Genomic DNA, 13,852 nt, shown 5'->3' with positions numbered 1-13,852 from the left:
GTCAAACTGAGCTGATAATTAGTGTTTATTTCAAGTATTAAAATTGAATTAGAGTGCATAATTATATTTTTTCAATTTAAACAGATGTCATTATATAGCTAAAAAATTACGAGTTATGATTATTATTTTGTTTATTTGTTTTGATAATTAATTAAACAAAACTTATGAAAACATTGAATCTTTTTAAATTTATCCTTCTTGGATTTTTAATCACAAGTTGCTCTGACAGTAATGAACCTACAGGATCTGGTTCTGGGTCTGACAACGAAGCAGTAACATCAATAACATTGTCAACAGCTTCTAATACAGTCAACACAAGTGCTCAAGTAGCGTTCATCGTAACAGGCAACAACTCTACTGACTTAACAAGTTTATCTTCTTTAAAAGTAGATAACCTTTCTGTTTCAAACCCTTTTTCGTTTAACTTAGAAGGAACTTACCAAGTGGTTGCTACGTACGAAGATTTAACATCGAACACGCTTACAATAACTGTGACTGATATTCCTCCAACGAGTATTGAATTAAGTTTTGATCAAGATAATTATAACAATGGAGACTCTGCCATATTTGTTGTTACAGATAACTTCAATAATACGGTCACAACGGAAGCTGAAGTGACTGTGAACGGAACGGTTACTACAGCCAATCCCTATCCATTTACTGCTGATGGCACTTATAATTTTGAAGCTACTTACGAAGGTTTAACTTCCAATACAATAACTATCAATGTGGTATCTGCTTCTAGCCCTAGTGACACCTCGTCATTTACAGCTTCTGGAGCTCCTACAACTTTTACTAAGAAAGCACTTTTAGAAGATTTCACAGGGACATGGTGTCCACAATGTCCACCTGCGGGCTCCGCTATTGCAAATGCGATGAGTGGAAATTCAAACATATTTGGAGTCGGTTATCATGCCGGTGGTGGCGGTAGTGAGCCAATGACCATTCCAGAAACTGCTTTCTGGTCTGGTTACTATAACGTGACTGGTTTTCCAACGGTTTATGTGAACGGTCCAGATACGCGATGGAATTATAACAGCATGTCACAAGTGAACACCGAACTAGCAGAAACTGCGACCGTTGGTTTAGCTGTTGACGCAGCTCTTGTCGGTGGTAAACTCGATTTAGAAGTTAAAGTTGGATTTAACACAGCAGCAAATGAAGCTGTACGATTAATGATTTATTTATTAGAAGATAATGTTACAACCTCTACAGCGCAAGCAGGCTCTTCTCAGGGCGCTAACTATGTGCACAGAGATGTTTTAAGAGAAGTTTACACCGATCAATTAGGAGATGCTATTGACGCTTCTAATACCATGGCTGGAGGTGTTTTGACACGCACCCTTACAGGACTCGACTTGCCATCTAATGTAGATGATGTCGCTAATTTAAAAGTGATTGCATTTGTAAGAAACACTTATACTAAAACTTTTGTGGATTACTTTGATGAAACCCATACAGATTCACCACACTACGATATTTATAATGTACAAGAAGTGCATGTTGGAGAAACGCAAGCTTTTGATTAAATAGTCTAATTAAAATCTAATAATAGTAAACATAAAGAAGCCGCTCTTAGAGTGGCTTTTTTGTTTAAGGACTTATTTGTAAATAGTTAAGGCATTATATTTATATAAATTAACTGTGTGAAATTATTTATAATTGTATATTTGAGAATAAACCTACTTAAAAAACATTAAAACCCATGAAAAAATTAGCCCTTTTTATTTGCCTATTTACTATTACAATTTCATTCTCACAAACAACCAAAGAAGATTTAATCGGAAAGTGGCAATTGCTCACACTTACAATTGACGGCACCGTATTGACCACTTACGAAGCTGTCGAAACCGATGATTTCTATCACGAATATTTAGAGGATAAAACGTTTAAGACCACTCTTGACGAGACCACAGATGAGGGAACTTGGGAGTTGTCTGGTGAAACATTGAATATTTTTTTATCAACCAAAAGTGGTGAAATTCATTTTAAAATCTTAGAAATTTCTGCAGATGAATTACATGTATTAGATACCGAGGAGGAGGAAGAAATTATTTTATCCTTTAAAAAGGTGTGATACGCAGTGTTTTGCTATGCTAAACTTTGTTTAGTGGTCGCAAACTAGCGGCATCAGGGTCCGCCCAAAAAACTGGGTTATTATCAAAAGCAGCCCCGCTACCGCACGAATCCTTTCGTGTGGTAATTTAACATTGTAAAAACCAGCACATCATCTATAAATCCTTTTTGATCTGCATAATCAACGGCACTACTATAAACATATTCTTCTGGATTATGAAATTTATAATTTCTACTCATCTAACCTCCTTCTTAAATTTAAAATACAATTCTTTGTTTTTATCAAACTCGTTACTTTTCTTTATGACCACACGAAAGGATTCGTGCGGCAGCGAGGAGGGGATTTATGAATATCCCCATATATATTATCTAGCCTAATAAGTTCTTCAATATAAACGGCTGCCATTGTCTCTCTTGTTCTTATGGCTTTATTTTTAGCTTTAACAAAAGTGGTAATATTGTTTAAAAGTTTTTTATAAATCTCATCATCTGAGTCATTTTTAAAATCTACTGGATCATAACAATCTCCCTGTTGACAACCTATTTCATAATTTTAATATATTTATTTTTATTTAATTGAAATACTGAATCTGGTATTTTCCTTTTGATTGTTCCATAAACCTGTTGTATTGATTTAAATAATGGATAGTATTCGACTTCGTTTCTCAGGGAAATTGAAGTAGACTCTTTAACAAATAAATTCCAAAAATTGCTTTCATAATTCCTGTAATACTTTGGATTTAATTTATAATTATTTGCACTAAAATAGTATTTACCTTTGTGTTTCTGAAAAAAATCTTCTTTGTTAGTTGATTCAAACTCTATAGTTATTGATTCACATAATTCATTAAGTATAGGTTTATTTTCGTGTAAATTTCTATTAAAATTTAAAAGTTTTCCTGAAATTTTATTTAAATTAAATCTCATTATAGTGTCTGACTTTTCATAATCTACATAGTTAAAACCTTCATTAAGTAAAAATATAGTCTTTCTTTTACCTAATTTTCCTTTTGAATTATGTAGTAGTACAAACTTATCTTCTTTTAGGTAAGCAACTACAGAATCTCCCATTTGCTTAATTAGGTTGTTTTTGGATATTTTCTTATCGATTAACTCATAATCTATATGAAAATACATTTCTCCTTCAAAGTAGTTTTGAGATGAACCGTAATTCCAATTAAATAATAAAACTAATATTATTATTCCAATTAAATTTTTATTTTTCATTCTATAATATTTTCTGACAATTATTTTTACAAAAAATTAAAATGCATCAGTATAGCGATAATGCCTATTAATATAACTGCTAAACCTCCAACCAAACCTTTAAAAATCATAGCTATATCCCATGCCCTATCATTCTTATAGTCATTATTATTAAAATTATAATACAAGAAAACAACACCGAAAATAATACACCCTACACCAAATAATATTTTATTGTTTTCAATCATATTTTCACTTCTTAGATTCAACAATTCTTTCGGTTAATATCATTTTAACTGCTCCATTTTGTTGTATTATTTCGTTCGCTAATTGAGAGCCCCCTGGTATTTTCTTTAATCCTGCATCAATTAGTTTTCCTGCTACAACCCAACCAGCCTCATTTGTCGCATTTTCTAAATCTCTCTGGGTTAGATGTACAGTTATTTCTAACCCTGATCCCATAGTGGAAACTATATTACCTGAAGCTGCAAGAGGTATACCTACTTCCGCTCCAATAACTGATATTGTAAGAGCATAGCCAACAACTGCTCCTCCATCTCCAACATCTTGCATTATTTGAGCAAGAGATAATAGATCATCTTTATTATTTGCAATCCATTTTTTGACTCCAAAATCTACTGGTGCCAATGTATTATTAGCCGGATTTTTCGTTCCATTAATTTTTGATCCAATATCATCCCCTATATTATAGTTGTTTAATCCCAAAAGGGAACCCAGCCAATTAAAAAATTGTATGGGGTCATTACAACAATTGTTATTATTATTTCCATCACTATTCCCTCCATTTTCAGCATATGCAACAGCTTCATCAAAGGAAACCTCCTGCCCATCTATTACATATTGACCTGTTTCAAAATTATATATTGAATCAGCACCACTTGGATCTGCAAAAAATACAGGATTATTGTCAAACGCTTGGTAAGGAGAATATTCAAAATGATCTACAATGTCAATTGCATTCCATCTACCAATTGCAGGGTCATATAGACGTAAATTAGTTTCATATAAATCGAGTCCTAAGGATTCTTCCAACTCCACACCATTGAATTTAAACTTGCTTGCTACAGAATTTACATTCGCAGATGTCACGTTATTATACCCTTTATGTTTAAGCCCGAATGGATAGTAATTCGATTCCTCTACAATCTCACTTTCACCGATTCGCTCGATACGCAACTCATCAAACCAAGCGGTCACACTCGGGCTCCCATTATACAACCCAACTCTTAAATTAATTTTATCAATATTAACAGGAACTGTAACTTCCTGCTCCAAATAAACCCATTGATTTTTCGTGAAAATACGAGAGATCTCTGAAACTTCTGTATAATAATTCGTTTCTGTATCTTCATTCATAAAAAAGGACAACATTACCCAAGAGTACCCACTACTTTCTACATAGACCCATCCTGAAAACTTATAGGTGTTGGGTTCTGATTCATTTATTGGAATCCATTCGTTGGAATGGGCATAATACCCTCCAGAAACGGTGCGGTGTAATTTTACAGACGAATTATCTAAATGGCCTTTAGTGGTGTCTATTGGTGCTGACCAACCACTTGTGGAGCCTTCACTGTCCCAACCAGTGCTGTTTTCTAAATCGTCACTAAAAACGGTGGTCCAATTTGCTGGGGCTACTACACCATCTTTGTTCATATCGGAATACGACAAACGTACATTTCCTAAATGGTCTTTGTATTGGTACACATAGTCAAAACCAGTGGTTGAAGGTTCTATATAGCCTTCGGGGTGGGAAAAGAATTTAAGGGTGCTGTTTTCATAAATATAATTACCAGCGTATTGAGTGTTGGTGATATTAAAGTTTTCATTCACCTTTTTAGAGAGCTTCACTCCCGTCGCATCATAGGTGTATTCGATGGCTTTTGGGGTGCGAGAAAACGCAGGGTCGTCATTATTGAAAACTATTTTAGTTGGCAAATTCAAATGGTTGTATTGGATGCTTGTAATGTTTTTGTTTTTATCCACGGTCATGTTCCCATTGGTGTCGTAGGCATAGTCTACTGGGGTGGTGTTTCCATCCTTAAATCCGCCCATGCTGTTGGAAGTGGTATTGTTATAGTGGTCCTTTACGCCTGTCAGTTGGTTGCCTTCGTCATAAGTGTATTTTAAATAGTCCATTGAATAACTTGTGTTCTGGTTATTGGGATTTTGACCACTTCGGTACAAATTCCCAATGTTCCCATTGCGGTCGTAGTTGTAAATATACGCATTATATTTATGTGTGTACTGGCTGTTTTCAGCATAGTAGGCATGGGTAAATCGGTTCAAAGCGTCGTAGCGGTAGTTGTAATGCCGTTGGTCGCTGGAGACGTTGTTGGTTTGCCAGGTCACATGGCTAATGTTTCCGTTGTACAAGGGGTGGTTGTACCATGTGGAGGTTGTGGGGCCTTGTGGGGTGTTGTAGTTGAGTTCAAATCCAAAGAGGTCGTCTCCCAAAGCGCCAGGAGTGTTGATGCGTTTGAGCCAACCACGTATGTTGTAGGCGTAGTCAATGGTTTGTAAGGGATTGCTGGCGGTGGCTTTCCCTCCGACGCCTTTGCTTTCCAGTTGGCCTAGTGCGTCGTAGTGGTTTTCAGAAATGAGTTCTTGGGCTTGTCCGTTGAGGGTTTGTTTTTGGGTCAAGAGTCGACCTGCAGGGTCGTAATCGTAGTGCTCTACAGTGACAATATCGGCTTGTCCTGTTTTTTTGTGGGTGGTATGGGTTTGCAGGGTTTTGCCTGTAAAGTCAAGTTGGAGTTTGGTAATGTCGGTGGTTCCTAGATAGGGGTTTTTACTGTACAGATAGATGGGGCGTGCTTTGGCATCGTAGTAGGTGACATTGGTAATCCAGTGGTTGGTGTCCAATACGCGGACTTTGCTAACGGTTGGCAGGCTTTTGGTTTGGGCGGTGACGGTTTGTCCAAAGACATCAGTAGGTACGGTCAAGTCGCTTGGGACATCTTCGTAAGTGTCGTAGTAGTTGATGGTATAGACTTTGGTGACTCCGGTTGGCATGGCGGTACTGGTGTAGTATATGGAAGTGCCTCCAAGGGTGTGTAGTCTTCTTTTGGATTCGTATTGGGTGTACCCGTTTCCATCTGCAAAGTATTGCATCACACTGCGGGTGTAGTACATGGAGTTTAAGTCTCTACTGCCTGTGTAGGCGACGCGTCCAAAGACGTCGTATTTAGTAAAAAGCCATTTGTTGGCGGCTCTCAAGTTGGCGTCTTGGGTCATCACGGGACGGTCGAGTTTGTCATAGACGATGTATTCCCAGTCTTTACCAGGGATTTTCTTTTCAATTAAGCGGTTGCGTTTGTCGTATTTGTATTGGTAGGCCAAGTCGTTGAGTTCGCTGGTGGTGATGGTGTGGGAGACGGTCACGCGTTCCATCGGCATATATAGGTTTGCAGAGACTCTGTAAGCGACGGTTCCATCACCATGGAGGTGCAGTTGTCCGTTGATGATCTTAGCGGTGTAGTGTCCTGTTTCCCAGTTGTAGGTGTTGGGACTGGTGGTAATACGGATATCTCCTTGCAAGGGACCGTCGGGAATGTCAAATTCCAAGCCTAAGTCAAAGACCATGCCTTCTTTTAAAGCAACTCTGGGACCGTTATAATCTCCAAAGTAAAGTTGGAAGCGTTTGTTGTGGGTGGAAAAATAGTAGCCCAAGTAGTTATAGTAGCTTTGGTAGCCGGGTTGGTACAACGAATATACATTGGAAAAATATTTGTAGCCTAGGTTGTCTTGCTGCCATAAGGAGGCGTAGGTGTTTAGTTTTGGGGGAAGCACAAAAGTGAGGTTTCCATAGTCGTCATAGACGTAGTAGGTGTCGTGCCATTTTTTGTTGTTGAAACTGCGTTTTAAAATAACTTGCCCTTGTTTGTTTTTGTATTCTTGGGTGGTGTTGTTGCTGCCGTCATTGTTGTAGCTGGTGCCTGGTTTCCAATTTTCGTCTTTAGTAATGGTTTTGTAGAGCTCGTTGGGGGCATAAAAGCCGGCGTCTTGGAGCTGGGGGGCTTTGGTGTCGTTGTTTATAAAGTTTACTTTATAAAGGCGTACAAAGTCTGTTTGGGCATTGGTTTGGTAGTCAAATTTGATGGTATGGTCGGTGTCACTGTCTTTATCAACTGCCCAGTCGGTGCCGGGGGCGCCTTGTTCTAAAACACGGTTGAGCGGCGAGGCTTCAAAATGGGTTTCACTGTAGGGGTTTTGGGTGTTTTCGTATTTGGGGGTGTTGTAAAAATTGGTGGTGGCTTGTTGTTGGTTGCCAATTCGGAAGGTGCCTTCGCTTCCTGCAACTTCTGGTACATAGGGCAAATAGTTTTTGTTTTGCCTGCCAAATGGGTCATAGCCAATATGGGTGATGATGTCTTTGCCGGTGGGGCTTTGTCGGATGCCTATTTGTTGTTTGGGACGGCCCAAACCGTCAATGTAGGTGATGGTTTCTTGTTTTTCACCATTAGAAACCTCACCATCCAACGTTTCTGATAGATAATTGGTTGTTAATATATAATTTTCATTTACACTTGTCGATGGACATCCAGAATTGGTTCCGCTTAATTCTGGACATTGATCAGTATTATTACTGACATAGCCAGAAGGTTGGTTACAACTTAATTGACTTGTGTTTGGATCTCCAAACCCATCACCATCTGTATCGGCATACCATTGCGAACCTCCAATCATTCCTAGAGTTACAGATACTGAACTACTTCTTGTACTCCAAACACCTTGAGTATTTCGAGCACGGAGGTAGTAAGTGCCTGTTGCATTTGCAGTATAAGTGTTTTGAGCAAAAGAGGTGCTACTGCCCTGACTATTGGTTCCTTGCCAATACCATTGCACACCACTTGGGACTGTGCCAGATTTTTGGAGGAGTGCTGACGAACAGTTTTGACTTGCTATAATTGGTGGTGAGGGCGTAGCTGGTGCAATAGGAGCACTAACTCTAACAATGTAGTTGCCTCTTAATGTTGTTCTTGTGGTTGTTCTTCCTGTATAGTTAATGATTTTAGGTCCAACATGGGTCCATTTGATAGAAGCACTTGTTGCTGAACTGCTTAAAACGTCTCCTCCTACAACACTCCAAGTTGCTGAAGAAATTTGTCCAGATTCTGTAGTGGCTGTGTAACTAACAGTTTCGTTTAGCATAACGTTAGAGGGGCCTGAGATACTCACAGAACTACCAATGTCTTCAATGTTTATAGCTCTGTCTTGAGCTGCTGTATATAATGTACCTGTGATAAAGCACAATAGAATAAGGTAGAGAGGGGTGGTGTGTCGCATCCTGTTATTGGTTTTTGTAGTTGTATTCGTTTTCACTTAAAATATTGCCGTCTTTGTCTTTGACGTGTTTCAGGCGGTTGAAGGGGTCGTATTCATAATAAACGGTGTTTCCCCGTGGGTCGGTGACACTGGTGACGCCTATTAAGGGGTCGTAGGTGTAGGTGGTGACTAAGGAATTTTTGAAGTTGATTCTTAAATTTCGTAATGCTTCTCTTAAATCGCCTTCTTTACCAACTTTTGTGATGGTGCCATTTGAATTTAAGATGTCAACGGTTCTATCGTCATCTGCATTGGAGAGGGTTTGTAAGTTCGCAACCCGACTTGATACCTGTGCATAGGTGGCGTTTTCTATTTTGGCAATGGGCTGGGTTTGGTTGTAACCCCAGATGTAAACAATGTGGGTGCCATCGGCTTTACTGACTTCTAAGGGGTTGCCGTAGGCGTCGTAGTCGTGGTAGAGGATGCGGTCCTCTAAAAAGCTCTCATCTGTTAACTCTCCTTTTAAAACTTTTACTTTAGAAGGCAGTTTTAAATCCTGGCCATAGTGATTGAAGTTATTATTATATGTATTTTGTACTGTAGATAATAATTCTGAAGAAGTACCAAAATTATTAGTAATATACGATCGAATGAATAATGGTTTTGATATATGACTCACAACATCGTTAGAGATACTTGGGTATGTGTAGCGTGTTTCTGTAGCAATATCCGTATCACTAGAAAAGGTTGTTACTTTTGTTGGAAGTCCAACATATTGATCGTACTCATATTCAATTGTAGTCTCTAAAACCTTCGCTGCATCAACTGAAGATGTATTTGACCCTGAAATTGTTGAACTACCAAAATCAAAAACTTTGGTAGTTGTTGAATTCAGCTGTACTTTATTAGAATATGTGTTATATAACCCCAAATATGTAGTGCCTAAATCACTTACATTTCCTACTATTTCACAACGTGTAAATAGTTCAGTGGTAGCATTATTAGTAATAAAAGTAGAGTTACTATCAATTGTATAATCGTATTCTGTTTCTTTAATTAATCTATATTCATTCTGTATACCACCAGTTTTAGAGAATATTTTTTCCTTTTTTAAAAGCCCATTAACTACCGATTTATTTTCTCTTTTATTGGGCAATCTATAATAATCCGTATCTACAGCTAATATAGCACTTGAACCAGTAACTCCTCCTAAGAAATTGAAAGGCGAAGCATCTGATCTAACAATAAATTCCTTTTCAATGTAACCATTAATATAATTTTTTTTAGGATTTTCAGAGTTGACATCTGACATATAAGTAAGTACTTTGCTATATACTTTTTCGTTGTTACTGTTTGTGTATATAGAGCTAATACTTGAAGAGGTGAGGTTCACAAGTGATTTCTCTATAACGGCCCCTAAAGGTTCATCACAACAAATTTTAGTTAAAGTACTGTATACGTATCTAGGGATAATTGCAGTGCTTTCAGATAAATATTCGTAGTGCTTACGGGTAGCCGCTTTATTAGCGGGGTAATCTGTAACACTTTTTATACGAATTCCTAAATCTTCTATAAGTTCTTCTGTTTCTACTTCATAATTAAAATCAATATTAGCATTTATTGTTCCATTAGATTCAACAGAATTAGCAACTATTTCTAATGAAATTTTATAGTTATGCCCTCTTTTAAACCTGATTCCTTTAAAAATAAAAGTTTCATAAGTAAAAACGTTTCCTAAAACCGGATCCCAATCTAGAATTTCTGAACCATACTGATGCTGTTTGTTAAGAATCTGTTCCGTATTATCCGTAAAGTCTTTCACTGTAAGTCGGAATATTACATGCATATCTAGGTGTTGTATACTTTTTACATTATGTAATCTTACGTCAATTAACTGATCCTTTATTGTGTCTACTGTTCCATTTTCAGAGCCTCCTATTCCTCTATCATTCTCTAGTACCCCAAGATAAACAAAATTAGGATTTTTATTACTAGGGTTTCTTGTGGGGTCATTTCTATAGGTTATAAAGTGCGCATACTTTGTTTCAGAAGCAGTTTCATTACTGAGAAAGCCACTTTCATACTCAAATTCGGAATATCCTCCTGTAGGGTATGTTAGTTTGATTAATGCTCCTTTTGAAGAATAATTGAATTTTGGACTTTTATCGGCCAACGAATTATAAATAGAAGTAAATGCACTGTTATCTGTTTTGGGAGCAAACCTAGAATTTCCTTTGTTATTAAAATAACCTAAATGATCTTGGTCATAATCAAACCGTTTAGGTAAGCTTTCTGGAGAATTGTAGTCCATTTTATAAGAAGTACCATTATTGAAATTTACAGATTTAAGAAAAAATCTTTGGGAATTTTCAACCCCTTTTGGATATAGATATTCAAAATCAATTTTTTCTAATTCTTCTGAAAGATTCATTGAATTTCTTGCGATCATGCTATTTAATACTTTTAAATAATGTGGTCTAACGTCTGTATTAGATATAGGAACTGTAGAGTTGCTAAATACAACCTCATAAGAGTTTTTATTACTATAAATTCTTTTCAGAAATTGGCCGTCTTTAATAGAGTTTCTTAACTTATCAATCGCACCAAGATCTGGTAAGGTCTCATCTGGTTTAAGGCAAGAAGTATAGGTTTCTACTAGCATAGAAATTCTTTCAGAAACTGCAATTAAATTACTGTATTCAAAAGGGAAAGTTTCATAAACAAAATATATTTCGTCTCCCAAAGGGTGCTGCATCTTATGTAAATAAAAAGCTGTTTGAACAAAATTTGTTGCACCTCCACCAGCGGTAGGATATACTGTCTTTGAAGCTTCTGAAGCATGCAGGCCTCCAAAATAATATTTAATACCTTCTGGAGTTGTTATTGTAATTTCTCGTTTTAAATGTTGAGTTATTCCGTCACTGTCAATTGGAGGTCCCTCGTCAACTTCAATTTTAAGTGGAGAATCATTTTTTGTTAAATGAGCTTCAAAATCTTCATCAAAATAGAAACTCCCAGAGTATCCTGGAAAAGAAAAACTAAAAATATCTACTTCCGAATCTGCTGTATTCGCTGTAATAAAATTGTATAATAATGCGATATTATCTGGGTTGTTATAAATATCCATTTCATTTAAATTTTGTTCAGAATAAAATCGCCTTCCTCCTTGAGAATTAAAATCATCTTGATCTCTTACGGTTCTAGCAATAACACCTCCTGCATTTAAGTTCCAGTTAATACCGGTCCAACTTGCCGACTGATCTACTTTTACTCCATTACCCTGGTAGGATAAGCCAATTGGCAAATTTAAACGCCCTGCTCTGTACGTGTAAAGAGGGATACTAGGACTGATTTTTCCTGTTGACTCATTAACAGCAACATCTCCGTAACGTGTCATTTGAAAAGCTGTCGGCGATGGCGGAATTATTGTTGGCAATTCTTGCGAAACTGCAGGCTGGATGTATAGGAAGAATACAATGGCAAGGAGGGCTGTTTTTTTCATAGTAATAGATTTAGGAACTCTAAAGCTATAACAAAAACCTAATTTAAAAAAATGGTTGCCTTATATTTTAATAATTAATTAACATAAGTTAAAATATAACACAAAAAAAACCTCCCAATAAAATTAGGAGGCTCAATTATAAAGTATGATGTACGTCTAAGCAAACAAAGGACGGTGACTCATCATCGCATTTACTTGTTCTGAAATCGCTTCTAATTTCGCTTCATCTTCATGGTTGTTAAGTGCTTGGTCAATAAACTCAACAACCGTTTCCATATCAGATTCTACCAAACCACGAGTGGTAATTGCAGGCGTTCCAACACGGATTCCAGAAGTTACAAAGGGACTCTGTGTATCAAACGGCACCATGTTTTTATTCACCGTAATATCCGCTTTTACAAGGGCTTGTTCGGCAACCTTTCCAGTGATGTTTTTGTTTCTTAAATCAATCAGCATCATATGGTTGTCAGTCCCACCAGAAATCAAATGGTAATCGCGTTTTACAAAAGCTTTTGCCATGGCATCCGCATTCTTTTTAACCTGTAAAATATAATGTAAAAATTCATCGGTCAATGCTTCACCAAAAGCAATCGCTTTTCCAGCAATCACATGTTCTAAAGGTCCACCTTGATTTCCAGGGAAAATAGCAGAATCCAATAAAGAAGACATCATGCGTACTTTTCCAGATTTCAACGTAATTCCAAACGGATTTTCAAAATCTTTTCCCATCATAATCAGACCGCCTCTTGGGCCTCTTAAGGTCTTGTGCGTGGTGGTGGTGACAATGTGACAATACGGTAAAGGATCGTTCAAAATACCTTTAGCGATCAATCCAGAAGGGTGAGAAATATCGCCTAATAAAATAGCACCCACACTGTCGGCAATAATTCTAAAACGCTTAAAATCGATATCTCTTGAGTAAGCAGAGGCTCCTGCAATGATTAGTTTTGGTTGTTCTTTGGTCGCAATCTCCTGAATTTTATCGTAATTCAAAACACCGGTTTCTTTTTCAACTCCGTAAAAAACGGGATCGTACAAACGTCCAGAGAAATTCACAGGCGATCCGTGTGTCAAGTGTCCACCATGAGAGAGATCAAATCCTAAGATTTTATCCCCTACTTTTAAACACGCATGAAAGACGGCTGTATTGGCCTGACTTCCAGAGTGGGGTTGTACGTTTGCCCAAGCAGCTCCAAAGAGTGTTTTGGCACGATCAATAGCAATCAGCTCTACTTCGTCCACAACTTCACAACCTCCATAATAACGCTTTCCAGGATATCCCTCTGCGTATTTGTTGGTCAATACAGATCCGGTAGCTTCCATCACTTGTTCACTTGTGAAATTTTCAGAAGCAATCAATTCAATTCCATTGATTTGACGTTCTTTTTCAGCTTCAATTAATTCAAAAATTTGTTCGTCGCGTTGCATGTATAGTTTTATTCAAAAGGTTATGGCTGCAAAATTAATAATAAGATTGCTGTAAACATATTAAAAACAACAATTTCAACGACTATTTATTAAACAGTCATCAACATTTAATAAGTGCTTTTTTATGTTGAAAATTTGTAATTTTTAAAGGGATTGACAAAAGCGCAGGAATACTTCGTTTTTGGTTAATTATTAAAAATATATACCCTCTAAATTCCATAATTTGTAAAATTGAGATTATTATTTTTTTTTCACTTTGAAATTGATACTTTTGAAAGTTAAATAAATATCTAATGCAACACTTAACAAGTTCTACAAATTTATCCTTCATGGAACCTTTCCAAATGAATC

The 13,852-nt window shown here is 36.9% G+C and carries 8 protein-coding genes; 2 read left to right on the top strand and 6 right to left on the bottom strand.

Features of this window, described 5'->3' with window-relative positions:
• The first annotated feature begins 164 nt into the window (after positions 1 to 164).
• A complete protein-coding gene (locus FORMB_RS12455; protein WP_069677777.1) occupies positions 165 to 1,529 on the top strand; it encodes an Omp28-related outer membrane protein in 1,365 nt (454 codons plus the stop codon).
• Between the two features lie 176 nt (positions 1,530 to 1,705).
• Positions 1,706 to 2,077, top strand: coding sequence for a lipocalin family protein (locus FORMB_RS12450; RefSeq protein WP_069677776.1), 372 nt, complete (start codon positions 1,706 to 1,708; stop codon positions 2,075 to 2,077).
• Between the two features lie 98 nt (positions 2,078 to 2,175).
• Here the strand turns inward: FORMB_RS12450 and FORMB_RS13090 are convergent, their stop codons facing one another.
• The 6 genes from FORMB_RS13090 to glyA all read right to left on the bottom strand — a co-directional run bounded on the left by FORMB_RS13090 (position 2,176) and on the right by glyA (position 13,501).
• A complete protein-coding gene (locus tag FORMB_RS13090) occupies positions 2,176 to 2,316 on the bottom strand; it encodes a hypothetical protein (RefSeq protein ID WP_157498200.1) in 141 nt (46 codons plus the stop codon).
• A 300-nt stretch (positions 2,317 to 2,616) separates the two neighbouring features.
• A complete protein-coding gene (locus FORMB_RS12445; RefSeq protein WP_069677775.1) occupies positions 2,617 to 3,303 on the bottom strand; it encodes a hypothetical protein in 687 nt (228 codons plus the stop codon).
• Positions 3,304 to 3,329: 26 nt separating this feature from the next.
• Positions 3,330 to 3,530, bottom strand: a complete 201-nt coding sequence (locus FORMB_RS12440; RefSeq protein ID WP_069677774.1) for a hypothetical protein — start codon at positions 3,528 to 3,530, stop codon at positions 3,330 to 3,332.
• Between the two features lie 4 nt (positions 3,531 to 3,534).
• Positions 3,535 to 8,592, bottom strand: a complete 5,058-nt coding sequence (locus FORMB_RS12435; protein ID WP_157498198.1) for a DUF6443 domain-containing protein — start codon at positions 8,590 to 8,592, stop codon at positions 3,535 to 3,537.
• A gap of 4 nt (positions 8,593 to 8,596) precedes the next feature.
• Entirely contained in the window at positions 8,597 to 12,073 is a 3,477-nt protein-coding gene (locus FORMB_RS12430) for an RHS repeat domain-containing protein (protein ID WP_069677772.1), read from the bottom strand.
• Between the two features lie 156 nt (positions 12,074 to 12,229).
• Positions 12,230 to 13,501: a serine hydroxymethyltransferase gene (glyA, locus tag FORMB_RS12425; protein ID WP_069677771.1), complete on the bottom strand. Its 1,272-nt coding sequence runs from the start codon at positions 13,499 to 13,501 to the stop codon at positions 12,230 to 12,232.
• Positions 13,502 to 13,852: the final 351 nt, after the last annotated feature.

Source organism: Formosa sp. Hel1_33_131 (assembly GCF_001735745.1).
In the GTDB taxonomy this organism is placed as follows: domain Bacteria; phylum Bacteroidota; class Bacteroidia; order Flavobacteriales; family Flavobacteriaceae; genus Hel1-33-131.
Note: the sequence above shows the minus strand (reverse complement) of the source record. Positions and strands in the feature narration are given on the sequence as shown.